General features: G+C 65.8%; 18 protein-coding genes and 2 riboswitches. Of the genes, 4 read left to right on the top strand and 14 right to left on the bottom strand.

Annotated elements, in window-relative coordinates:
* From LFT46_RS06980 to LFT46_RS06970, 3 genes are all read right to left on the bottom strand, one after another.
* Complete coding sequence (locus LFT46_RS06980; protein WP_236801836.1) at positions 1-1,383, bottom strand: MFS transporter; 1,383 nt, start codon at positions 1,381-1,383, stop codon at positions 1-3.
* Between the two features lie 240 nt (positions 1,384-1,623).
* A complete protein-coding gene (gene metX, locus LFT46_RS06975; RefSeq protein ID WP_236801835.1) occupies positions 1,624-2,739 on the bottom strand; it encodes a homoserine O-acetyltransferase MetX in 1,116 nt (371 codons plus the stop codon).
* A 12-nt stretch (positions 2,740-2,751) separates the two neighbouring features.
* A riboswitch (SAM riboswitch) is annotated at positions 2,752-2,867 on the bottom strand.
* 122 nt (positions 2,868-2,989) lie between these two features.
* Complete coding sequence (locus tag LFT46_RS06970) at positions 2,990-4,306, bottom strand: bifunctional o-acetylhomoserine/o-acetylserine sulfhydrylase (protein ID WP_236801833.1); 1,317 nt, start codon at positions 4,304-4,306, stop codon at positions 2,990-2,992.
* A gap of 44 nt (positions 4,307-4,350) precedes the next feature.
* Positions 4,351-4,465, bottom strand: a riboswitch (SAM riboswitch).
* 303 nt (positions 4,466-4,768) lie between these two features.
* Between LFT46_RS06970 and LFT46_RS06965 the strand changes: the two genes are divergently transcribed.
* The 3 genes from LFT46_RS06965 (at position 4,769) to LFT46_RS06955 (ending at position 9,764) form a co-directional block, all read left to right on the top strand.
* Positions 4,769-7,039, top strand: a complete 2,271-nt coding sequence (locus tag LFT46_RS06965; RefSeq protein ID WP_236821681.1) for a S8 family peptidase — start codon at positions 4,769-4,771, stop codon at positions 7,037-7,039.
* A 115-nt stretch (positions 7,040-7,154) separates the two neighbouring features.
* Positions 7,155-7,793, top strand: coding sequence for a VOC family protein (locus tag LFT46_RS06960; protein ID WP_236801831.1), 639 nt, complete (start codon positions 7,155-7,157; stop codon positions 7,791-7,793).
* A gap of 201 nt (positions 7,794-7,994) precedes the next feature.
* A complete protein-coding gene (locus tag LFT46_RS06955; RefSeq protein ID WP_236821680.1) occupies positions 7,995-9,764 on the top strand; it encodes an HNH endonuclease signature motif containing protein in 1,770 nt (589 codons plus the stop codon).
* 78 nt (positions 9,765-9,842) lie between these two features.
* On the opposite strand, the gene LFT46_RS06950 is transcribed toward LFT46_RS06955, so the two are convergent.
* From LFT46_RS06950 to tdh, 6 genes are all read right to left on the bottom strand, one after another.
* Complete coding sequence (locus LFT46_RS06950) at positions 9,843-10,622, bottom strand: CPBP family intramembrane glutamic endopeptidase (RefSeq protein WP_236821679.1); 780 nt, start codon at positions 10,620-10,622, stop codon at positions 9,843-9,845.
* Between the two features lie 68 nt (positions 10,623-10,690).
* On the bottom strand, positions 10,691-11,479 hold the full coding sequence (locus LFT46_RS06945; protein ID WP_236801828.1) for a DeoR/GlpR family DNA-binding transcription regulator: 789 nt from the start codon (positions 11,477-11,479) through the stop codon (positions 10,691-10,693).
* A 101-nt stretch (positions 11,480-11,580) separates the two neighbouring features.
* A complete protein-coding gene (gene hutI / locus LFT46_RS06940; protein ID WP_236801827.1) occupies positions 11,581-12,792 on the bottom strand; it encodes an imidazolonepropionase in 1,212 nt (403 codons plus the stop codon).
* 11 nt (positions 12,793-12,803) lie between these two features.
* Positions 12,804-13,934, bottom strand: coding sequence for an NAD(P)/FAD-dependent oxidoreductase (locus LFT46_RS06935; protein WP_236821678.1), 1,131 nt, complete (start codon positions 13,932-13,934; stop codon positions 12,804-12,806).
* A 40-nt stretch (positions 13,935-13,974) separates the two neighbouring features.
* Entirely contained in the window at positions 13,975-15,171 is a 1,197-nt protein-coding gene (locus LFT46_RS06930; protein WP_236801825.1) for a glycine C-acetyltransferase, read from the bottom strand.
* A 21-nt stretch (positions 15,172-15,192) separates the two neighbouring features.
* Complete coding sequence (gene tdh, locus LFT46_RS06925) at positions 15,193-16,239, bottom strand: L-threonine 3-dehydrogenase (protein ID WP_236801824.1); 1,047 nt, start codon at positions 16,237-16,239, stop codon at positions 15,193-15,195.
* 130 nt (positions 16,240-16,369) lie between these two features.
* On the opposite strand from tdh, the gene LFT46_RS06920 reads away from it, so the two are divergent.
* A complete protein-coding gene (locus LFT46_RS06920) occupies positions 16,370-17,281 on the top strand; it encodes a LysR family transcriptional regulator (RefSeq protein WP_236801823.1) in 912 nt (303 codons plus the stop codon).
* 23 nt (positions 17,282-17,304) lie between these two features.
* Here LFT46_RS06920 and LFT46_RS06915 read toward each other — a convergent pair whose 3' ends face one another.
* The 5 genes from LFT46_RS06915 to LFT46_RS06895 all read right to left on the bottom strand — a co-directional run bounded on the left by LFT46_RS06915 (position 17,305) and on the right by LFT46_RS06895 (position 23,223).
* The gene (locus LFT46_RS06915; protein WP_236821677.1) at positions 17,305-18,012 is read right to left on the bottom strand and encodes a hypothetical protein; all 708 of its coding nucleotides are present in this window, start codon (positions 18,010-18,012) and stop codon (positions 17,305-17,307) included.
* A gap of 204 nt (positions 18,013-18,216) precedes the next feature.
* Positions 18,217-19,725, bottom strand: a complete 1,509-nt coding sequence (gatB, locus tag LFT46_RS06910) for an Asp-tRNA(Asn)/Glu-tRNA(Gln) amidotransferase subunit GatB (RefSeq protein ID WP_236821676.1) — start codon at positions 19,723-19,725, stop codon at positions 18,217-18,219.
* Positions 19,725-21,296, bottom strand: coding sequence for an Asp-tRNA(Asn)/Glu-tRNA(Gln) amidotransferase subunit GatA (gatA, locus tag LFT46_RS06905; RefSeq protein ID WP_236801820.1), 1,572 nt, complete (start codon positions 21,294-21,296; stop codon positions 19,725-19,727). The genes gatB and gatA overlap by 1 nt, the downstream gene beginning before the upstream one ends.
* 2 nt (positions 21,297-21,298) lie before the next feature.
* Positions 21,299-21,595, bottom strand: coding sequence for an Asp-tRNA(Asn)/Glu-tRNA(Gln) amidotransferase subunit GatC (gene gatC / locus LFT46_RS06900; protein WP_175319340.1), 297 nt, complete (start codon positions 21,593-21,595; stop codon positions 21,299-21,301).
* Positions 21,596-21,741: 146 nt separating this feature from the next.
* Complete coding sequence (locus tag LFT46_RS06895; RefSeq protein WP_236821675.1) at positions 21,742-23,223, bottom strand: CitMHS family transporter; 1,482 nt, start codon at positions 23,221-23,223, stop codon at positions 21,742-21,744.
* Positions 23,224-23,408 lie beyond the last annotated feature (185 nt).

Raw genomic sequence — 23,408 nt, 5'->3', positions numbered from 1 at the left:
CTACTTCTTGCTGGCGGCCAGCAGGTCGGCCGTGCCCTTGGCGTCGGCTGCGTCCACGTCATGCAGCGAGACGCCGCGGGTTTCCTTCAGGAAGAAGACCGCGACGGCGGTAATGGCGCAGGCGATGAGCAGGTAGACGGCCACGGGGACCGAGGACTTGTAGGTGCCCAAAAGCGAGGCGGCGATGATCGGGGCCAGGGAGCCGGCCACGATCGACGTCACCTGGTAGCCCAGGGAGACGCCCGAGTAACGCATCCGGGTGGGGAACATCTCCGCCATGATGGCAGGCTGCCCAGCGTACATGAAGGCGTGGAACACCAGGCCGATCATGATGGCCGCCAGGATAATGAAGTCGTTCTTCGTGTCCATCATGGGGAACGCGAAGAAGCCCCAGGTGGCGCCCATAATGGCGCCGGCCATGTAGACGGGCTTGCGGCCGAACCGGTCCGAGAGCTTGCCGACCATGGGCACCACGGCAAAGTGCAGGGCGTGGGCCAGGAGCAGCAGCAGGAGGATGCGCGTGGTGTCGGCCTGGACCACGGTCTTCAGGTAGGTGATGGAGAACGTCACCACCAGGTAGTACAGGATGTTCTCCGCAAAGCGCAGGCCCATGGCGGTGAAGACGCCGCGCGGGTAGCGGCGGAAGACCTCGGCCACGCCGTAGCCCTTGTGGCCGGCGTCCACTTCCTTACGCGCTTCAAGGAAGATGGGGGCGTCGTTGACCTTGGTCCGGATGTAGTAGCCGATCAGCACGATCACCGCGGACAGCCAGAAGGCAACACGCCAGCCCCACCCGAGGAAGGCTTCCTGGGTCAGGGTGGAGGACAGGATGAACAGCACGGCCGTGGCGAGGAGGTTGCCCAGGGGCACCGCGGACTGCGGCCAGCTGGCCCAGAACCCGCGGGACTTACTGGGGCTGTGTTCCGCCACGAGGAGGACGGCGCCGCCCCATTCCCCGCCGACGGCGAATCCTTGGGCAAACCGGAGGATGACCAGCAGCGCGGGAGCCCAGTAGCCGATCTGCCCGAACGTGGGCAGGCAGCCCATGAGGAAGGTGGAGACGCCCACCAGGATGATGCTGAGCTGCAGCAGTTGCTTGCGGCCGAACTTATCGCCGAAGTGGCCGAACACGATGCCGCCGATGGGACGGGCCACGAAACCGACGGCGTAGGTGAGGAAGGCGGCGATGATGCCATCCAGTTCTGTCCCGGCGTTGGGGAAGAAGGCTTTCCCGAACACCAGGGTGGCTGCGGATGCGTAGAGGAAGAACTCGTACCACTCCACGACGGTGCCGGCCATGGAGGCCGTCACCACTTTCTTCAGGCCTGATGCCTTGACGTCGGTTTCCTCGGTGCGCCTTGCGGCGGAGCGTTCCGTACTCAATGCGAACTCCTTCGGCGTCGTCGTCGACACCACGGGGACAGTCGATGGCAGCCGGATGTGATGTACACCACGAAAACCGGCTTCGATGAGTATGGTCTGCTTGCCGGTGCAACCTCAACGACCATTAGTGCAGAAGGCATCTGCAGGAATGCACACTGCTGGAGGTTTCCTTGGAGCTGGCTGAACCTCGGAGGCTTTGACCAGGAACGTGTGGACCAAAACTGCCTGGTCCAGGAGTGCCTAGACCAGGAAGCTGCCCCGCAGCTGCGCCCCCAGTTGGCCTATCTCGGTGAGGAACCCGTCGTGGCCGATGGGTGCCTGGATGACGTGGACGTCCACCTCGCCGGGCAGCGCCTGCGCCAGTTCCCGGGACTGGGACGGGAAGTAGAGTCGGTCGGAGTCGACGGCGGCCACGAAGAAGCGTGCAGTAGCACCGGCCAGGGTTTCGGCCAGGGTTCCCCGTCCGCGGCAGACGTCGTGGCTCATCAACGCTTCGGTCAGGGCGATGTAGCTGTTGGCGTCAAAGCGCTTCACGAGCTTGTTGCCCTGGTGGTCCAGGTAGCTTTCCACCTGGTAGCGGCCACGGGCTGCCAGTACTTCCCCCTGAAGGGGCGACTCGGATGCCTGGGCCGCCCGGCCGAAGCGGCCTTCCAGTTCGGCGGCGGACCGGTAGGTGATGTGGGCGATGCGCCGGGCAAGGGCCAGGCCCTCTTCAGGACAGGGACCGCCGTAGTAGTCGCCGCCGTTGAAGTTTGGATCCTGCCGAATGGCCAGGGTCTGGGCCTGGGCAAAGGCGATTTGTTCTGCCGTGCTCGCAGCCCCCACGGCGATGACGGCACAGCGCTGCACCCTTTCCGGGTAGGTCACTGCCCATTCCAGCGCCCGGGCGCCGCCCATGGAGCCGCCAAGAACCGCGAACCAGCTCTTGATCCCCAACTGGTCCGCCAGCCGGGCCTCCGCCACGGTGCTGTCCCGCAGCGTGACCAGGGGGAAGCGGGAACCCCAGGGCGATCCGTCGGGGGCGGGCGATGAGGGGCCGGTGGAGCCGTAGCAGCCGCCCACAATGTTGATGGACACCACGAAGAAACGGTCCGTGTCCACGGGGGCACCGGGCCCGGCCAGCTGCTCCCACCAGCCTTCCTCGTCGGTGTCTCCGCGGGTTACGTGAGTGCTGCCCGTGAGCGCGTGCTCGATCAGGATGGCGTTGCTGGCGTCTGCGTTGAGGGTGCCCCAGGTTTCGTAGGCCAGCGTAACGTCGGGCAGGTATCCCCCGGCCTCGAGCTCCAGTTCCCCAATGGAGGCGTAGCGGACGATTCCGTGTTCGGGGATGGTGGTTGGGGCGACGGAAACCGTCATGGCAAGACCTCTTCTACGCGCTTGCCCGCCGTCAATTGACCGGCAGGCCAGGTCCTCACCCGGGGCACCCCACCGCGGAAGGAGGGTTGCCGGCCAGCAAGCCGGGGCTGTCGCTGGCACTCATGACCTGGATCGAGTGTACGAAACACCACCCGGTCCAAGCCAAGAGTGTGACTGGTTGTGACTTCCCGACTTGCTGCCTGCCCTGCCCTGCCGCCTAAGTGGCGCCCCGGCGTCGTACTTTAGGCTTCTAGGCGTCCTTCGCAGCCCTGAAGCCTGCTTCAAGGTCGGCGAGGATGTCGTCGATGTGTTCCAGGCCCACGGAAAGCCTGACAAGTCCCGGGTGCACCCCGGCCACCACCTGCTGCTCCGGCGAGAGCTGGCTGTGGGTGGTCGACGCCGGGTGGATGACCAGGGAGCGCACGTCGCCGATGTTGGCCACATGGGAGTGCAATTCCAAAGCGTCGACGAAGCGTTTGCCCGCCTCCGCTCCGCCGGCCAGGTTGAAGGCGACGACGGCGCCCGTCCCCTTGGGCCCATACTTGCGGCCACGCTCGTACCAGGGGCTGGACGGCAGCCCGGCGTAGGCGACCGATTCGACGTCGTCCCTTGCTTCAAGCCACCGCGCAACCTCCGCCGCGTTTGCAACATGGCGCTCCACCCGCAGGCTCAATGTCTCCAGGCCCTGGGAAATCAGGAAGGCGTTGAACGGCGAAACCGCCGAGCCCAGGTCCCGCAGGAGCTGGACCCGCGCCTTGAGGATGTAGGAGAGATTGGCACCGAGCGCTCCATCGGCTCCCAGGTCGCGGGCGTAGACCAATCCGTTGTACGTGGGATCCGGGGTGTTGAAGCCGGGGAACCGTTCCGGGTCCTTGCTGAAATCGAACTTGCCGGAATCGACGATCACGCCGGCGATGGCTGTGCCGTGGCCGCCCAGGTACTTGGTGGCCGAGTGGATCACGATGTCCGCTCCCCACTCCAGCGGCCGGATCAGGTACGGCGTCGAGAGGGTGTTGTCCACGATGAGGGGCACGCCGGCCTGGTGGGCGACTTCGGAGATGCCCTCGATGTCCAGGACGTCCTGGCGCGGGTTGGAGACCACTTCACCGAAGAAAAGCTTGGTGTTGGGCCGGACGGCGTTGCGCCACTGGTCCAGGTTGTCGGGGTCGTCCACGAACGTGACGGAGATGCCGAATTTTTTCAGGGTGTGGGCGAAAAGGTTGTAGGTGCCGCCGTAGAGGCTGGGGCTGGCTACGATGTGGTCGCCGGCCTCCGCAATGTTCAGGACCGCGAACGTTTCGGCGGCCTGGCCGGAACTCAGCAGCAGCGCGGCCAGGCCGCCTTCAAGGCTGGCAATCCGCTGTTCGACGGCGTCCTGCGTCGGGTTGCCGATGCGGGTGTAGATGGGCGCCAGTTCGGAGAGTGCAAAGCGGTTGGCTGCGCTCTCGGCCGTTGGGAAAACAAAGGACGTGGTTTGGTAGATGGGCAGGGCACGGGCTCCCGTTGCACTGTCCACTTCCTGGCCGGCGTGGATCTGGCGGGTTTCGAAGGACCAAGCGTTGGACATCCAAATCTCCTTTGACATGGGCCCGGCATGCTCAGGGGCAGTGCGGGCCGCGCTTGCTGTCGGCTCGTGCCGGACAGCCAGGTCCTCACCCGGGGCACCCCACCGCGGATGGAGGGTTGCCGGCCAGCGAGCCGGGGCTTGGCGCTGGCACTCATGACCTTCGCCAAGTCTAGGAAGCGGGGGCGCCCAACGCCATGAGTATGACGGGTCGTGACAAAAGCCTGGACGTGGAAACACACCGCCAGGACTGCAGCGTAGGTTTGCGAAGATTCGCACAGGGAATGCGAAGGATCGCCCGAGCTTCGGAAGATCGGGTTCCCGTCCCCGATAGATTTGAACGGGGAAAACCCCCTCGTTTCTCACAGTCAAAAAAGGACGGACGTTCCGTTGCCTCCGATTCTGCGCCCTGCCGCACGTGCCACTGCTCTATACATTGCATTGGTCTGTTCAATGCTGGGAGCGGTGCTTCTCCCTGCTCCCATCGCCAGCGCCGCGGGGGCTGACAAGGGTGATTACATTGTCCGGTTCCCCGCGGCAGCGGACGTCAGGCAAGAGAGCAGTGCACTGCGCGGCCAAGGTATTGGCGTTAGCCGTATGTTCGAGAATGCGATCAAGGGAGCTGCGATAAAAGCCACCCCGGCGCAAGCCTCAGCCCTGATGCGGTCCGGCAAAGCCGTTGCCGTTGAGCCGGACCAACCCGTCACGGTCTACAGCACAACCCAGGAGCAGGCGCCATGGGGACTGGACCGGATAGATCAACAATCGCTGCCCCTATCCAGCACGTACACGCCCTCCGGCACCGGGCAAGGCGTGAGCGTCTATGTACTCGACACTGGGATCCTCGCATCCCACGTCGACTTCGGCGGCCGGGTTGCGGCAGGTTGGACGGCGAAGTCCGACGGCCTCGGGTCCAGCGACTGCAACGGACATGGCACCCATGTCGCCGGCACTATCGGCGGTTCAACCTATGGCGTGGCAAAACTCGCGACTTTGATCCCGGTGCGGGCACTGGCCTGTGACGGCACAGGCCTCTACTCGGACGTTATTGCAGGACTCGATTGGATTGCAGGGGACCACCGTGCCGGGACTCCGGCTGTGGTGAACCTCAGCATTGGCGGCCCCACGAGCAGCACCTTGGACGCTGCCGTGGAGGCGGTAATCGCCGACGGTATTTCCGCGGTTGTTGCTGCAGGTAACAGTGCCACCGATGCATGCACGGCTTCCCCCGCCAGGATTCCGGCGGCAATCACGGTCGCTGCCAGCGATTCCACGGACCACCAGGCCAGCTTCTCAAACTTCGGCAGTTGCGTGGATCTTTACGCCCCCGGCGTTGGCATCACATCCGATTGGTACACCTCCCCGGCCGCCACCGCATCTCTAAGCGGGACCTCAATGGCCACTCCCCATGTGGCAGGCGCTGCTGCCCTCATGCTCTCGCAGAACCCGCTGCTCTCCCCTGCCCAGATAGGAGACGCACTGAATTCTTCCTCAGCCAGCGGCAAGATCTCCAACGCCAGCCCGGGAACCCTAAACCGATTGCTGCAAGTTGCGTCACCGGCAGGAACCAGCAATCCGTCGAACCCTGGCTCGTTTTCCTCCCAGGCACCGTTCCGGCAGCTTGATACGCGCAACGGCACCGGAGGCACCAGCGGGCCAGTCGCTCCCGGAGCCACCATTAAGGTCCCGGTAACCGGACGGGGCGGCATCCCGGCAACAGGCGTATCAGCCGTGGCCGTGAACGTCACTGTCACCGAGCCCACCAGCAACGGATTCATCACCGTCCACGCCGGAGGCACCACCCCACCGGGAACCTCCAACCTGAACTTCGCCGCAGCCCAAACCGTGCCCAACCTCGTCATCACCCCCGTCGGCAGTGACGGAACCATCGCCCTGACCAACAACTCCAACGGCACCGTCCACCTCACCGCCGACACCTCCGGCTACTACATCGCTGGAACCGCCGTAGACCCTGGCGCGTTTTCCTCCCAGACCCCGTTCCGGCAGCTTGATACGCGCAACGGCACCGGAGGCACCAGCGGACCAGTCGCTCCCGGAGCCACCATCAAGGTCCCGGTAACCGGACGGGGCGGCATCCCGGCAACAGGCGTGTCAGCCGTGGCCGTAAACGTCACTGTCACCGAGCCCACCAGCAACGGATTCATCACCGTCCACGCCGGAGGCACCACCCCACCGGGAACCTCCAACCTGAACTTCGCCGCAGCCCAAACCGTGCCCAACCTCGTCATCACCCCCGTCGGCAGTGACGGAACCATCGCCCTGACCAACAACTCCAACGGCACCGTCCACCTCACCGCCGACACCTCCGGCTACTACATCGCTGGAACCGCTGTAGACCCTGGCGCGTTTTCCTCCCAGACCCCGTTCCGGCAGCTTGATACGCGCAACGGCACCGGAGGCACCAGCGGGCCAGTCGCTCCCGGAGCCACCATCAAGGTCCCGGTAACCGGACGGGGCGGCATCCCGGCAACAGGCGTGTCAGCCGTGGCCGTAAACGTCACTGTCACCGAGCCCACCAGCAACGGATTCATCACCGTCCACGCCGGAGGCACCACCCCACCGGGAACCTCCAACCTGAACTTCGCCGCAGCCCAAACCGTGCCCAACCTCGTCATCACCCCCGTCGGCAGTGACGGAACCATCGCCCTGACCAACAACTCCAACGGCACCGTCCACCTCACCGCCGACACCTCCGGCTACTACATCGGTGGCTGATCAGATGCCGATCCTGGTCAGCTGGGAGGCAGGAAAACAGCCCGAATCCACGAAGGAAATTCCAGTAAGGGTATCCTTAGCTGAGAGCCGCATCACAAAGTGCCAAGATGTTGCCATGCGCATGGATCACGTCTCTTACGCCTGTGAACACGACGGCCTCGCGGCCACTACCGAACGTATTGCAACTGCCCTCGGCGTTGAGGCAGTGAAGGGCGGGGTGCACCCCCGGTTCGGAACCCGGAATATGATCATCCCGCTGGCCGGTCACAAGTACCTGGAGGTCGTGGAGGTCCTGGACCACCCCGCTTCTGACAAGGCACCGTTTGGACAGGCCGTACGGGCCCGTTCCGCGGCCGGCGGCGGCTGGATGGGCTGGTGCGTCGAAGTGGACGACCTCGCCCCCTTCGAGGAACGCCTTGGCCGCTCCGCCGTCAACGGCAACCGCAAGTTCCCGGACGGCCGCGAGCTGGTCTGGAAGCAGATTGGCATCCTGGGCCTCATCGCTGATCCCCAGGTCCCGTACATGCTCAAGTGGGAGGGCGATCCCTCGCTTCACCCGTCCAACGCCTACCAGAGCAGCCTCAAGATGAGCTGCCTGACCATCGCCGGCTCCGCGTCGAGGGTCACGGAATGGCTGGGCGAGCCGGTGGAGAAGCCGCTCGAAGATGTTGCGGTCGAGTGGGTCGCCCCGCACGGAACGCCGGGCATCCTGTCGGTCACCTTTGAGACCGCCAACGGGGCCGTCACTATCTGACGAGCCAGCCCTAGTCTCTTTTTGGGAGATGGGTGTGCCGGGTCCACGCCCGGATAATCTTCGGCCGCCATGAGGTGGTGACAACGGCGTCACCACCTCATGGCGGCCGAATTCGTTTAAGTGGTACCCGCGTTTTTGGTACTCGTGCTTCTGCCCATGCCTCCAGGTTCAAATGTCAGACCCCTGTTGGATGATCTTCATATGGGAATCAGCGGTGGTGTTGGGGCAGGTGCGGAGGGTGTTCATGCCTCTGTGGCCGCCCTTGATGCGCGCACTGCACTTGGTGCGCTGGATGCCATAAGTGCGCTGGAGCGGGAGGATGCGTTCCTGGCCTCCGGGGTTGGTGTTGGTTCGGGTGTTGATGTGTTGCAGCGGCGGTACGAGATCCGGCTGGAGCGGCTGGAACTCACGGCCCGGTTGGAGGCGCAGCTCGCGGCGATGAAGGCGCGGGATGCAGCCGAGGCGATTGGGTTTCAGCTTGCCATGACCCCGCCCGACGCGTCCATGCAGGACCGCACCTACGCCGAGATGTCCGTGGTGGAAGAGATCGCAGGCGTCCTCACCGTCAGTTCCGCCGCCGCAGGTGCCCTGGTGGAACAGTCCCGAAAAATCTGCTCCCTCCCGCCGGTGTTCCAGGCCCTGACCGCCGGTGCCATGTCCTGGCAGCACGCCCGCATCATTGCGGACGAAACCGAGGGCCTCGATCCGGCCGGCGCTGCCGCGCTGGTGGCGCACTTCTTCGACCCCGACGCACCCCACCCCGCCCGCGGCGCAGCCCCTGGCGAACTCGTCCCCTCCCGCTTCCGGGCCAAAGTCCGCGCCTGGCGCGAACGCCACCACCCCGAGACACTGCAGAAACGCCACGCCAAAGGGGTGACGGACCGGCGAATGGAATACACCCCGGACCGGGACGGCATGGCCTGGGTCTCGCTCTACCTCCCCGGCGACACCGCCTGCGCCATCTGGAACCGCACCACCGCCACCGCCCGCGGCCTCCAAGGCCCCAACGAACCACGCACCATCACCCAACTCCGCCCCGACATCGCAGCATCCCTGCTCCTCAGCGCCGGCAACACCACCGGCACCGGGACCGGGACCGGGACCGGGACCGGGACCGGGACCACCCTGACAGCCACGGGCACCACCACCGCGGCGAAGCCGGCCAGCATCGACGAAGGAACCGGCAACGCCATCAGTTCGTCGGCCGTGACGGAACCCGGCAAGGTCCCCACCCCGCGGGCCGACGTCCTGGTCACGGTGCCGGTGTTCTCCCTCCTCGGACTCACGGACGAGCCAGCCATGCTCGACGGGCTCGGCCCCATCCCGGCATCCACCGCCCGCAAACTCGTCGCCGACGGCGCGAACTCCTTCTACCGCGTCCTGGTCGACCCGAGAGACGGGGCACCCTTGGAGATCGGCCGGAAGAACTACCGGCTCACCGAAACCATCAAACGCTGGATCAGAATGCGCGACGCCAAATGCACCTTCCCCGGCTGCACCAACCGCACCCCGGACAACGACACCGACCACCTGCAAGCCTGGGAATCCGGCGGAACCACCGGGGCCAGCAACCTGGCACAACTCTGCCCCAAACACCACCGGCTCAAACACCACACCCAATGGACACCAGACCCGGCCACCAACAACGAATCACCCGGCTGGACCTCACCCACCGGCCGCCACTACAAACCCGAACAACCCAACCCAGAACCCCCGTACTGGCCACCGGGAGTCCTGCCGGCGGAAACTATCGTGGCTGCCATGTCGGTGGACGCTCCACAGTGGCAGCAGCTGCTCGCGGACATGCCTGATTGGGCCGATCCACCACCCGAAGATCCACCCGGTGAAAACCTGCTCGAGCCGGGCGAACTATGCCCGACAGATCCACTGTGGGAGGACTTCTACGCGCAGCCCTTCATTCTGCCACCGGACCCAGAAGCGGACTCCTGGTTGCTGCTGTCGTTCATCTGAGGGCAGCTATCACGCCAGTAACGCCCTCCATCGTCATACCGGTCAGTCCGGGCAGCCCAGACTGAGGATGTGGGGTATCTACCCCAACCCCACCGCTTTCCCGAAAAGGCTGAACCCGACGAACGCCACGATATCCAGCAGTGCGTGGGCTATCACCAGTGGCATGACCCGACGTGTCCGGGTATACAGCCAGGCAAAGACAATGCCCATCACTGCGTTGCCAATGAATGGACCGAAGCCCTGGTACAGGTGGTAGCTGCCGCGCAGCACCGAGCTCACGGCGATGGCCAGCGGCATGCTCCATCCGAATTTCCCAAACCGGTCGAGCAGATAACCCACCACAATGACTTCCTCGAGCACCGCATGGCGGACGGCCGACAGGATGAGGACGGGAACCGTCCACCAGTAGGCATCCAATGCACTGGGAATGATGGCCGTGGTGATCCCGAGCGCCCTGCCGGCCGCATACAGGCCCAGCGAGGGGATGCCGATCAGTGCAGCCAGCCCCAGCCCCTGAAGCAGGTCCTTTCCGGGCCGGGCGAAATCGAACCCGAGCTTCTGGAACGCGGACCTGGAGGTGCCGGGCTCACCGGGCGCGGCGGGGCGGTCCTCAGTAAGGAAGTAGAAAACCAGCAGTACCGGCACCAGCGCAAAGACGATATCCAGCAGCTGGTACGTCAGGTCAAAGTACTCGCGGGTACTTCGGGAACGGTTCAGGGTGGACGTGCCCTCCGCCAGCGGGGCGCGGGTCATCTTGTCGAGCAACTGCACCACGGAGTAGACGGCCGACTGGCCCAGGGACAGGCCCAGGACGATCCAGACTTCGAGCCGCAGGCGGCGGCGGGAGGGAACCAGCATGTTCCCATCTTGCCTTCAGTTTCTGGATCCGGCCTGATGGAACTGCCGATGCACCCAGCTCCGCAACATCAGGCGGGCGCGACGATCACTTCCGTGCCGTTGGCCTCGAACGCAGCCTTGTCACGGGCAGAAATGCCGGAATCCGTGATCAGCCTGTTGAAGTCGTAGCCGTCCATGGTGGCGAAGGCGCGCACTCCTACCTTGGAGGAATCCGCGATGACATAGGACACCCGGGCACGGGAGGCCAAAAGGGCATTGACCGAGGCCTCCCCCTCGCCCGTATTGGTGGGCCCCACCTCGGGATCGATGCCGTTGACGCCAATAAAGGCGATGTCCAGCACTACCTTCTGCATGATGATGTCCGTGTAAGGCCCCACCAGTTCGTAGGACCGCGGGTTGAGGATCCCGCCGGTAACCATCACCTTGATGTTGGGTCGGACCGCCAACTGGCCGGCAATATTAATCGCATTGGTCACCACAGTGAGGGTGGGCTGGTTGGAGGGTGCGTTCAGGTCCTCCCGGGTGGCGAGAATCTGTGCAAGGGCGGTGCTGGTGGTACCCCCGCAGAGACCGATCACCGCACCGGGACGGATCAAGGCCGACGCACACTGCGCAATCTGCTCTTTGGCTTCGGCATGGTCGTCGCGGTTGTAGCGGCCTGGCAGGTCGTAAGCCAGGGCACCCGTGGTCGCCCCGCCGCGCGTCCTCGTCAAAAGTCGGCGCTTGGCGAGGCTGTCCAGGTCGCGCCGGGCAGTGGCCGGGGAAACATTGAGGGTGCTGACAATCTCGTCAACCTCTACCTGTCCCGTCTTCGCCAGCAGGTCGAGAATTGCCGTAAGCCGGTCAGTGCGCGTCATTCAAGTGGGCCTCTCAATCAAAGCAGCCACCATCCCTGATGACGTTTTCTGACTATAACGTACATCATATGATCAGAAACAATCATGTGAGCGTACTGAAGCTATCGCTCTCTGGCTCCGGCCCGCCACACAGCGTACGTCAAGGGCACGCCCGGGCGGTAAGCGAGGTGCGTGGCCGAAGGCGCATTCAGCAGGTGCAGGTCGGCACGGTGACCGACGGCGATTGACCCCACGGCGCGTTCACCGTCCGCATCCTGCCCGGTGTCCTTGTGCAACGCCAGGGCACCGCCATAAGTGGCGGCCCGTACTGCCTCATGCACGGAGAGGTGCATCTGCAGGACAGCAGTGGTCACGCAAAACGCCATGGAGCTCGTGTAGGACGTACCGGGATTGCAGTTGGAAGCAATTGCCACCTGCACTCCGGCATCGAGAAGCTCGCGGGCAGGAGCCAGCGGCTGGCGGGTGGAGAGGTCGCAGGCCGGGAGGCAGGTGGCCACAGTGCCGCGCTCCCCCGCACCGCTCACCGCGTCCCACCCGGACCAGGAAGCAGCCAAGGCTTTGACGTCCTGCCCCGAGAGGTAGTTCACGTGGTCCACGCTCGCCGCTCCCAGCTCCACGGCAAGCTGCACGCCAGGCCCCTCACCGAGCTGATTGCCGTGCACGCGGAGGCCCAGGCCCGCGTCCCGGCAGGCCAGCAGTACCCGGCGGGACTGTTCAGCGGTGAACGCGCCCTCTTCGCAGAAGACGTCGGCCCACTGTACGTACGGGCGAACGGCGTCGAGCATGGGTCCGCAGACCAGGTCGGTGTACTCGTCCGGGTCCTGGCCGGCGGGAACCAGATGGGCGCCGAGGTAGGTCACCTGGTCTGCCACCGTGGACGCGATGCGGGCGCTGCGGGCCTCATTCTCGACGTCCAGGCCGTAGCCGGTTTTGGTTTCCAGGTACGTGGTTCCCTGCGAGACGGCCTCGGCCACCCGGCCCATGGCCAACCGTGTGAGGTCGAAGTCGGAGGTGGCGCGCGTGGCTTCCATGGTGACGGCGATGCCGCCGGCGGCGTAAGCCTCGCCCGCCATCCGGGCTTCGAACTCGGCGGTGCGGTCGCCGGCGAAGAGCAGGTGGGTGTGCGAGTCCACCCAGCCTGGCAGCATGGCCCGGCCTCCAGCGTCGACGGCGTCGTCGGCTGCGGGGGCATCGGCTGCGGCACCGATCCATGAGATCCGTTCCCCCTCGATGACCACCGCCGCGTCCTTCAGGACCCGCTGCTCAAGGTCCTGCGTCATCAGCTCGGCAATATTGGTGATCAGGGTACTCATGGGACCATTCTTCAACGCCGGATGGACCAGCGCGTGGCGGCCAGGGCCTGCGCTGTCCGGGATGCCGGACCGTCGGCTGCGCCGGCAACGAAGGCAGTACTTCCGGAGGAGTCCTGCCCGGCCAGGATCTGGGCGGCCGCGAACTCCGCCAGGGCTGCCGAGGTCTGGAACCCATATCCGCCCTGCCCCGCCAGCCAATAGAACCCTGCCGCTTCGGCGTCGAATCCCGCAACCGGAACTCCGTCCGCGGCTTCGGTGCGCAGCCCCGTCCACGCCCGCCGGACTTCCGTAATCCCCAGGCTGGTGAAGGCGTTCAGTTTCTCCACCAGGCGTTCCACGTCTCCGGGGCGCGGGCGTGCATCCTCGGGGCCACTGGGAACGGTCTCCGACGGCGAAATCAGGACGTCGCGGCCGTCGGGGCGGAAATAGAACGTGTTGTCTGCGGCAGCCACCATTGGAGTGGCGCCAGGAAGGGGACGTTCGACGGCGGCAATCGCCGCGGTGCGCCGGTACGGCTGCAGGCCCAGCTTTTCGACGCCGCTGATCACCGCGAGCTCGTCCGCCCAGGCTCCCGCGGCGTTGACCATCACTCCCACTTCGAACCCCTCGGCACCGGCACCCACCCGCCAGCCCGAACCCAGCCGTTGCGCCGAATGGACCCGGGCGCCGGTGATGATGTCGGCGCCGGCGGCGAGCGCCCGCTTGCGATGTTCTTCCAGGAGCAGCGGGGCGTTGCAGCCAAAGGATCCAGTATCTAGTCCCGCGGCAGCAAAGGTTCCGGGCTTCAGGGCCGGGCAGAGCTCCAGGGCGCGCTCCACGGAGATGGGCTGCATGTGCCCACTGGCTTCCGCGGCCACCTCAGCCTCGGAGCCGATCAGCATGAAGCTGCGCGGCGTCAGGACCGGTTCCGGGAGTTCCGCGTCCCGGGCCGCGAGCAGCTCCAGGGTCCGGACGGTGAGTTCCTGGACCACCGGCGGCCCGTAGCTGGGGATCAGCTGTCGGGCGGAGCGGGAGGACGTGTGGTACGCCAGCTCCTGCTCCGCCTCCACCAGGACAACACTGCAGCGGCCCGCGAGCGCGGACGCAAGGGAGAGGCCGGCAATGCCGCCGCCCACGATCAGGACATCGTAATGAGCTGCCATCGGTCCATCCTTGCAGAATTCAGCTGGGGTGCGGCAGGTGTCAGGCTGCCGCCTCGTCACGGCTGGCGACGAAGGCACGAACGCACGCTTCGACGTCGTCCGCTGAATGTGCGGCGGAAAGCTGCACCCGGATCCTTGCGGCACCCCGCGGAACCACGGGGAAGCTGAAGGCGGTGACGAAGACTCCGTGCTGCAGCATCCGGTCGGCCACCTTGGCGGCCATCACGGCATCACCGAACATCACCGGGACGATGGCGTGCTCGCCCGGAAGCAGGTCGAACCCCTCCTCGGTCATGCGGCGGCGGAAGAGTTCGGCGTTTTCGAACAGCCTGCGCCGCAGGTCACCGGAGCTTTCCACCAGGTCCAGCGCCTTGAGCGTGGCTGCAACGATGGCCGGAGCCAGGGAATTGGAGAACAGGTAGGGCCGTGCCTTCTGGCGGAGCATGGCGACAATCTCCCTGCGGCCGGACACGTAACCGCCCGAGGCTCCGCCCAGCGCCTTGCCGAAGGTGCCCGTGTAGATGTCCACGCGGTCACTGACACCGGCGTGTTCGGGAGTACCCGCACCTGTGGCACCCATGAAGCCCACGGCATGGGAGTCGTCCACCATCACCAGGGCGCCGTACTTGTCGGCGAGGTCGCAGATGGCCTCGAGCGGGGCAAGGTAGCCGTCCATCGAGAACACGCCATCGGTGACGATGATCTTCCGGCGGGCGTCCTTCGCTTCCACCAGCTTGGCTTCCAGGTCCGCCATGTCCTGGTTGGCGTACCGGTACCGCTGTGCCTTGCACAGGCGGATTCCGTCGATGATGGAGGCGTGGTTCAGGGCATCGGAGATGACGGCGTCCTCGGCCCCGAAGAGGGACTCGAACACCCCGCCGTTGGCGTCGAAGCAGCTGGAGAACAGAATGGTGTCCTCGGTACCCAGGAACTTGGCGACCCGGGCTTCCAGTTCCAGGTGCAGGTCCTGGGTGCCGCAGATGAAACGGACGCTGGCCATCCCGAAACCGCGCTCGTCCATGGCGGCCTTGGCGGTGCTGATGATGTCAGGATGGTCAGCCAGTCCCAGGTAGTTGTTGGCGCAGAAGTTCAGCACGTCGGCGCCGGGGCCGCCGATCTGTCCGGCGGTGATGTGGCTGGACTGCGGTGAGCTGATGCTGCGTTCGGTCTTGTAGAGCCCGGCCGCGCGGATTTCTTCCAGCTCGTCGTGGAGCTGATCCTTCATGGAGGTGTACATGGGGTTCCTTAGTATCGGGTCTTAGAGTCGGGTCCAGTCCAGGACAACCTTGCCGCCCACGCCGCTGCGGGCAATCTCGAAGCCCTTCTCCCAGTCCGCGGCCGGCAGTGCGTCCGTGACCACGGCGGAGATTCCGGCGTGGAGCACCGGGTTGGACGAGAGCATGGCGCTCATGGCGTACCAGGTTTCGTACATCTCGCGGCCATAGATGCCCTTGAGCGTGAGCATGTGGGTGACCACCTTGCCCCAGTCGATGGTGATCTCCTGGCTGGGCAGCCCCAGCATGGCGATCCGGCCACCGTGGTTCATGTTGTCGATCATCTCAGGCAGCGCGGAAGGGTGCCCGGACATTTCCATTCCGACGTCGAAGCCTTCGCGCATGCCCAGCTCACGTTGGGCGTCGCGCACCCGGGTGGTGGAGACGTCGATGGCAAGGTCGGCTCCGAGCTGCCGGGCCAGGTCGAGCCGTGGCTTGGAAACGTCCGTGATGGCGATTTTGCGTGCACCCGCGTGGCGGGCGACGGCGATGGCCATCAGTCCAATGGGGCCGGCGCCGGTGATCAGGACGTCCTCGCCCACCAGCGGGAAGCTCAGCGCGGTGTGGGTGGCGTTGCCGAACGGGTCGAAGATGGCGCCAAGCTCCGGGGTGACTGAAGGGTCGTGGTGGACCCAGACGTTGGTTTCGGGGATCACCACGTACTCGGCAAAGGCACCGTCACGCTGGACACCCACACTGACGGTGTGGATGCACATCTGGCGGCGTCCTGCGCGGCAGTTCCGGCAGATGCCGCACACCACGTGCCCTTCGCCCGAGACCCGGTCGCCTACCTTGACCTCCCGGACGTCGTCGCCCACCTCCACCACTTCGCCATAAAACTCATGGCCGGCAATGAGGGGAGCCTCGATGATCCCCTGCGCCCATGGATCCCAGGACTGGATGTGCAGGTCCGTGCCGCAAATGCCGGTGGTCATGACCCGGATCTTCACGTCCGCCGGCCCGGCCTCTGGTTCGGGCCGCTCGACGAGTTCGAAACCGGCCTGCGGGCCAGCCTTATAAAGGGCCTTCATTGGCATCCTTACTGATTGGGGTTCACGTTTGCGGGGTATGTCATCCCCATTGAAGCGCCGAGCACGCGTAAGAACAACAGCATTTTTCTCAATCAACGATGTAGCAATAGCTAATGATTAGACTGGAGCCATGGAGGTTCATCAACTCGAAATTCTGCGGGAACTCGGTGCCCTGGGCAGCGTGAAGGCGGTGGCCGACACGCTCATGGTCACCCCGTCGGCAGTGTCGCAGCAACTGGCCCACCTGCAGCGCAGCGTGGAGGTGCCCCTGACGCGCAAGGAGGGCCGGAACCTGGTGCTCACCGAAGCCGGCCAGGTCCTCGCCGACGCCGGTGCCGCCGTCGTCAGCGCCATGGCCGAGGCCCGCGGCGCGCTGCGGACCTATCATGGCTCTCCCGCCGGCAGGGTGACGGTCAGCGGGTTCCACAGCGCGGGACAGGCTTTGTTCGCGCCGCTGGCCAGGATGCTGGACCGGCCGGAGCATCCGCGGATCGAGCTCTCCGACGAGGATGTTGCGCAGCAGGACTTTCCCGCCCTCACTGCCCGTTACGACCTGGTGCTGGCGCACCGCATGGACCACAGCCCGCGGTGGCCGGCGGAACGGGTAGCCGTCATCCCCCTGGCGCACGAACCCCTCGACGTGGCACTGCCCGCCGGCCACCCCTTGGCGCAGAAGGACACGGTGACAGCGGACGACGTCGGCGCCGAAGCCTGGGTGACCAGCCACCCTGGCTACTCCCCCGCCGACGTTCTTGCCGCCGTCGCTGCCGTTTCCAGCCGGGAACCGAACATCGTCCACCGCATCAACGACTACTCGACGGTGGCGGCCTTGGTGGCCACCGGCGGCGTGGTGGGACTGCTCCCCAGGTACACGGCAGGGCCGGTGCTTAACCCGGACATCGTGCTGCGCCCGCTGGCGGGGATCAGCACCCGGCGCAGGATCGACCTGCTGGCCCGGCCGGAGAACCTGAAGCGGCGGGCGGTGGTGATGGTGTGCGAGGCACTTGAGGACATCATGGCGGGGCTGGTGCGCCAGGGCTGAAAAGTGCAGCGGGGCTGAAAAAGTCAGGCGCCCTGGTCGTCCTGGTGGTCTTTGCCCATCTTGTGGCCAAGGCCTTGACCGTGTCCCGGCGCGCCGCCCAAACCATGCCCCAGCCCAGGGCCGGGCTTGTCACCGGCGCCCTTCACGATCCGCTTGGCCGTGGCATTGTCCCCGTCCTTGACGCCTGCAATGCGGACGGCATCCCCTGCGGCAATGTCCGCGATGGTTCCGTCCGTCGGCTTAAGCCTCTTGCCGTCGTCGCGCTTTGCTCCCGGGCTGGCCGGCATGCGTGGGCTGGCTGGCGCGTCCGGGCTGGCAGTAGGCGCGGAACCATCCGCTGCTGCCGGAGGAATCCTGGTGATTCTCGTGTCGCCGTTGACGGTGTAGGTCTGGATGAAGCCGTCCTCGCTCTTGACCGTGATGGCCGAGCCGCTGACCGATTCCACCGTCCCCCGCTGTTCCAGGACGGTCTGGAAGGTGCCATCCGCGTTCTTGACCACCTCCTCGCCATGAAGTGGCTGGGGACGCTGGGCTTTCTTGTCCTGCTTGTTTTGCTGTCCGGGCGCGCTGCCTGAATGGCCTGGGGCGGATTGCGGTGCCGATTGTGACGGCGAGGGGGTGGGCGTGCCCGTGGCCGACCAGGCAAGGGCAGCCCCCGTGCCGGTCAGCGCAAGGGCCACCGCCCCGGCAAGCGCGGCCTTGCGCACCCTCATTGATTCCCGGACCACCATGGTTGTTCCTCCCGCACCTTCGCGCCGCAACTCCCCGCCCGGGGCACCGGCTCACCTGGCCTCAAGTGTAAGGGTGATGCGCACGCTCAACCACGGGTACTTTCTGTGACGGCCGCCTGAGTACTTAAAGCGCAACTGGGTCGCAGTTGTTGTCGTTATGAGGGCTCAAAACGACAACAACTGCGACCCAGTTGGGTGGGTTTGCTAGACGGTGACGCCCAGCTTCTCCAGGATCAGTTCGCGGACGCGGCCGGCGTCGGCCTGGCCGCGGGTGGCCTTCATGACCCCGCCAACGATTGCGCCGATGGCCTGGACCTTGCCGCCGCGGATCTTCTCCGCAACGTCGGGCTGGGCGGCGAGCGCGGCGTCGATGGCTTCCAGGAGGGGGCCGTCGTCGGACACCACGGCGAGGCCGCGTTTTGCGACAACCTCTTCCGGGGTGCCTTCGCCGGCGAGCACGCCGTCCAGCACCTGCGTGGCCATCTTGTTGTTGATCTTGCCGGCCTCCACCATGCGGGCGAGCTCCACGATGGTGGCCGGCTCGACGCCCAGCTGGCCGGGGTCAACGTCGGCGGCCTTGGCGCGTCCCACGATCTCGCCCATCCACCATTTGCGGGCCACGGAGGCCGAGGCGCCGGCGGCAATGGTTTCCTCTATCTCGTCCAGGACCCCGGCGTTCACCACGTCACGGAACTCGAGATCGGAGTAGCCCCAGTCAGCCTTGAGGCGCTTGCGGCGCTCGGCCGGAGGCTCGGGCAGGGTGGCGCGCAGCTCCTCCACCCATTCCCGGGAGGCAACCACGGGGACCAGGTCCGGTTCCGGGAAGTACCGGTAGTCGTCGGCGTCGGACTTGGGCCGGCCCGAGGTGGTGGTCCGGGTGTCCTCGTGCCAGTGCCGGGTTTCCTGGACAACCGGGTTGCCGGAATCCAGGACGGCTGCGTGGCGCTGGATCTCGTAGCGGACCGCGTGTTCGACGGCGCGCAGCGAGTTCACGTTCTTGGTTTCGGAGCGGATGCCGAACCGTTCGCGGCCGTGCGGGCGGAGCGAGACGTTGGCGTCGCAGCGGACGTTGCCGCGTTCCATCTTCGCGTCGGACACACCCAGGTTCTTCACGATCTCCCGGACAGCGGCCACGTACGCCTTGGCCAGCTCCGGCGCGCGCGAGCCTGCGCCCTCGATGGGCTTGGTGACGATTTCCACCAGCGGCACGCCGGCACGGTTGTAGTCCACCAGGGAGAAGTCGGCGCCGTGGATGCGGCCGGTGGCGCCGCCCATGTGGGTCAGCTTGCCGGCATCCTCCTCCATGTGCGCGCGCTCGATCTCAACGCGGAACACGGTGCCGTCCTCAAGCTCGATGTCCAGGTAGCCGTCGTACGCGATGGGCTCGTCGTACTGGGAGGTCTGGAAGTTCTTGGGGGTGTCCGGGTAGAAGTAGTTCTTCCGGGCGAAGCGGCAGGATTCGGCGATCTTGCAGTTCAGTGCCAGGCCGATCTTGATGGAGGATTCCACGGCGGTCTTGTTCACCACGGGCAGGACGCCGGGCATGCCCAGATCCACTTCATTGACGTTGGTGTTGGGCTCATCGCCGAAGACGTTCGGGGCGGAGGAGAACATCTTGGTCTTGGTGTTCAGCTCCACATGGACCTCGAACCCCAGGACGGGATCGTACTTCTCCATGGCCTCATCGAAGCTCAGGATTTCGTCAGTGCTCATTATTTTGCCTCCTGGGTTTCGAGGGTTTCAGCCGCAAGGTCGGGAGCCTGGGCCAGCAGCGGGCCGCCCCACTTCGCTTCGAGCAGCGACTCCAGGACCGCACCCACCCGGTACAGGCGGGCATCCTCGCGGGCCGGGGCCAGCAGCTGGATGCCAACGGGCAGCCCGTCCTCGTCCGCCAGCCCGCCGGGCAGCGACAGGCCGGGCACGCCGGCCAGGTTGGCCGGGATGGTGGCGACGTCGTTGAGGTACATGGCCAGCGGATCGTCCAGTTTTTCACCGAGCGGGAAGGCCGTGGTGGGGGCGGTGGGCGAGATCAGGACGTCGGCCTGCGCGAAGGCAGCCTCGAAGTCCCGCTGCACCAGGGTGCGGACCTTTTGGGCGGAGCCGTAGTAGGCATCGTAGTAGCCCGCGGACAGGGCGTACGTGCCCAGGATGATGCGGCGCTTGACCTCGTCGCCGAAGCCGGCGGCGCGGGTGGCACCCATGACGCGTTCAATGGTCATGGGGCCCTCTTCGGGGAGGACGCGCAGGCCGTACCGGACGCCGTCGAACTTGGCCAGGTTGGAAGAGGCCTCGGAAGGCATGATCAGGTAGTAGGCGCCCAGGGCGTACTGGAAGTTGGGGCAGGAGACCTCAACGATCTCGGCGCCGGCTTCCTTGAGCAGCTCCAGGGCGTCGTTGAAGCGGTTTTCGACGCCGGCCTGGTAGCCCTCGCCGTGCAGTTCCTTGATAATGCCGATCCGCAGTCCCTCCACGTTGCCGGTCTTCGCGGCGGCAACGAGGTCAGCCAGGGGTTCGGGCAGGGAGGTGGAGTCACGGGGATCGTGCCCGCCGATGACCTGATGCAGCAGGGCGGAGTCCAGCACCGTGCGGGTGACGGGACCGATCTGGTCCAGCGAGGAGGCCATGGCGATGGCGCCGTAGCGGGAGACGCTGCCGTAGGTGGGCTTCACGCCGACGGTTCCGGTAACGGCACCGGGCTGGCGGATGGAGCCGCCGGTGTCCGTTCCCAGGGCCAGGGGCGCTTCGAAGGCGGCAACGGCGGCCGCGGAACCGCCGCCGGAACCGCCGGGGATCCGGTCAAGGTCCCACGGGTTGCGGGTGGGGCCGAAGGCCGAGTGCTCGGTGGAGGAGCCCATGGCGAATTCGTCCAGGTTGGTCTTGCCCAGGATGGGCATCTTGGCGGCGCGCAGGCGTTCCACGACCGTTGCGTCGTAGGGGCTCTGCCAGCCCTCGAGGATCTTGGAGCCTGCCGTGGTGGGCTGGCCGATGGTGACAATCAGGTCCTTGACGGCGATGGGAACACCGGCCAGGACGTGCAGGGCCTCGGCTTCGGCACCCCCGGCGGCACGGATCGCGTCCACCTCGGCCGCGACGGCCAGGGCTTCCTCGGCGTTAACGTGCAGGAAGGCGTTGACCTTGCCGTCAACGGCGGCGATGCGGTCCAGGTAAGCCTGGGTCACTTCGACGGCGGTGACCTCGCGGGCGGCGAGCTTTTCGGCCAGCTGCGCGGCGGACAGTCGGACCAGGGCGTCGGCGCTGGTGCCGGTGGAGTTTTGTTCAGTCATGGTTATGCCTCATCCAGGATGGCCGGGACCTTGAAACGGTTTTCATCGGAATCCGGGGCGCCGGAGAGGGCCTGTTCCGCCGTGAAGGTGTGCCCCACGACGTCGTCGCGGAACACGTTGGTGAGCGGAATGGGGTGCGAGGTGGCCGGAACGTCGTCCCCGGCGGCCTCGCTGACGGACTTGACCGAATCGACAATGACGGCGAGCTCGCCGGCCATCCTGTCCAGCTCTTCGGCACTCATCTCGATGTGAGCGAGACGCGCGAGATGCGCGACGTCGTCACGGTTGATCGCAGCCATGGATCTCCCCTGCAAAGTTCGAATTGTTTTCCGATCCAGTCTAGTGCGGAAACGCAGATGCCCGTCTGACATCCCCCAGCGGGCGTCAGACGGGCACCTTCGATGCCCGGTCCGGTCACGGGGACGGGAGCGCGGGCAGCTACAGACTAACCGATCCCAATGGCTCCGGTCAGCATCCCGACCCCGAGCATTACAAGCGAGATCACGGCGGTGCGCCAGAGGACCTTCTTGTGGTGGTCACCGAGGTCTACCTTGGCCAGTGACACCAGCAGCAGGATGGCCGGAACCAGCGGGCTCTGCAGGTGGAAAGGCTGGCCGGTGATGGAGGCACGGGCCATGTCCGCGGCTCCGACGCCGTAGTGGGCGGCGGTCTCGCTGAGGACCGGCAGGACGCCGAAGTAGAACGCGTCGTTGCTCATGAAGAACGTCATGGGGATGCTGAGCACGCCGGTGATGACGGCCATGAACGGGCCCATGGAGGACGGGATGATCTGGACCAGCCAGGCGGACATGGCTTCCACCATGCCGGTGCCTTTGAGGACGCCGGTGAGGACGGCGGCGGCCATGACCATGCTGACCACGGCCACGATGGACGGTGCGTGCGCAATCAGCTGGGCGCCCTGGTCCTTGACCTTGGGGAAGTTGACCAGCAGGGCGATCGCGGCGCCAACCATGAACACGAACGGCAGCGGGATGACGTTGGCCACGAGCACCACCATGACGACGACCGTCAGGGCCAGGTTGAACCAGAACAGCTTGGGCCGCAGGGTGCTGCGGTTGGGATCAAGGGCGGTGTCGGCAAGTCCGGCGCCGCCGTTTTCAGTAGCGGTGTCGTTGCGCTCCAGCACGGCCACGGAGGATCCTGCCGGGAAGCCGTCGACGGCGGGGGCTGCTCCGCCGGGGTTGCCGCCCTTGCGTCGGCCAATGCCAACACCGGTGCCCGCGGCACCCGCCGGGCTGCCGCCGTCGAACTCTTCCGCTGTGTCCGGCACGCTCCAGATCTCCGGCGCAGTGGCGCGGAGCCGGTTTCGTTCCTGCAGGCCGAGCAGCCAGGCGAAGGCGAAGACCACGACCAGGCCGGCCACCAGGGAAGGGATCATGGGAACGAAGACGTCGTTGACGTCGATCTTGAGGGCGGTGGCGGCGCGGGCCGTGGGGCCGCCCCACGGCAGGATGTTCATGGTGCCGTTGGCCAGGCCGGCCACGCAGGTGAGGACCACGGGGCTCATCTTGAGGCGCAGGTAGACCGGCAGCATGGCCGCGGTGGTGAGGATGAAGGTGGTGGAACCGTCGCCGTCCAGCGATACGGCAGCGGCCAGGATGGCGGTGCCCAGGACGACCTTGGCGGGGTCATTGCCCAGCTTGCGGAGGATGAACTTCACCAGCGGGTCAAACAGCCCAACGTCGATCATCAGGCCGAAGTAGATGATGGCGAACATCAGCAGGGCCGCGGTGGACGTCATGGACTTCATGGAGTCCATCACCATATCGCCGATGCCCAGGCCGGCGCCGGCGAAGAGGCCAAAAACAGTAGGGACAATGATCAACGCCAGCACTGGCGTCAACTTCTTCGTCATGATCAGCACCATGAATACCGCGATCATGGCGAATCCAAGTATTACCAGCACAGCCGGCTCCTTCTTGTGAACAGCACCACGGCGGTGTGATGCGTGCTACAGACTGTAGGGTGGCGGCCGTCACGGCAGTGCCTTTGGCTCAATTGATTGGCATACTGCTTATTGGGAACATTTTGCTCATTGTGCTCACCGGACTTTTCGCACTTTTCGTGCTGCCACGGCACCCTTGGAGCGCA

The organism is Arthrobacter sp. FW306-07-I, assembly GCF_021800405.1.
Taxonomy (GTDB): Bacteria; Actinomycetota; Actinomycetes; order Actinomycetales; family Micrococcaceae; genus Arthrobacter.
This window is presented reverse-complemented; position numbering and strand designations above follow the sequence as displayed.

Excerpts from the sequence above, each read along its gene's own strand:
- LFT46_RS06970 (WP_236801833.1), bottom strand. The coding sequence starts at position 4,306 with ATGTCCAACGCTTGGTCCTTCGAAACCCGCCAGATCCACGCCGGCCAG.
- gatA (WP_236801820.1), bottom strand. The coding sequence starts at position 21,296 with ATGACTGAACAAAACTCCACCGGCACCAGCGCCGACGCCCTGGTCCGA.
- LFT46_RS06920 (WP_236801823.1), top strand. The coding sequence starts at position 16,370 with ATGGAGGTTCATCAACTCGAAATTCTGCGGGAACTCGGTGCCCTGGGC.
- LFT46_RS06945 (WP_236801828.1), bottom strand. The coding sequence starts at position 11,479 with ATGACGCGCACTGACCGGCTTACGGCAATTCTCGACCTGCTGGCGAAG.
- tdh (WP_236801824.1), bottom strand. The coding sequence starts at position 16,239 with ATGAAGGCCCTTTATAAGGCTGGCCCGCAGGCCGGTTTCGAACTCGTC.
- LFT46_RS06960 (WP_236801831.1), top strand. The coding sequence starts at position 7,155 with ATGCGCATGGATCACGTCTCTTACGCCTGTGAACACGACGGCCTCGCG.
- hutI (WP_236801827.1), bottom strand. The coding sequence starts at position 12,792 with ATGAGTACCCTGATCACCAATATTGCCGAGCTGATGACGCAGGACCTT.
- gatB (WP_236821676.1), bottom strand. The coding sequence starts at position 19,725 with ATGAGCACTGACGAAATCCTGAGCTTCGATGAGGCCATGGAGAAGTAC.
- LFT46_RS06950 (WP_236821679.1), bottom strand. The coding sequence starts at position 10,622 with ATGCTGGTTCCCTCCCGCCGCCGCCTGCGGCTCGAAGTCTGGATCGTC.
- LFT46_RS06955 (WP_236821680.1), top strand. The coding sequence starts at position 7,995 with ATGGGAATCAGCGGTGGTGTTGGGGCAGGTGCGGAGGGTGTTCATGCC.
- LFT46_RS06930 (WP_236801825.1), bottom strand. The coding sequence starts at position 15,171 with ATGTACACCTCCATGAAGGATCAGCTCCACGACGAGCTGGAAGAAATC.
- gatC (WP_175319340.1), bottom strand. The coding sequence starts at position 21,595 with ATGGCTGCGATCAACCGTGACGACGTCGCGCATCTCGCGCGTCTCGCT.
- LFT46_RS06935 (WP_236821678.1), bottom strand. The coding sequence starts at position 13,934 with ATGGCAGCTCATTACGATGTCCTGATCGTGGGCGGCGGCATTGCCGGC.
- LFT46_RS06915 (WP_236821677.1), bottom strand. The coding sequence starts at position 18,012 with ATGGTGGTCCGGGAATCAATGAGGGTGCGCAAGGCCGCGCTTGCCGGG.
- metX (WP_236801835.1), bottom strand. The coding sequence starts at position 2,739 with ATGACGGTTTCCGTCGCCCCAACCACCATCCCCGAACACGGAATCGTC.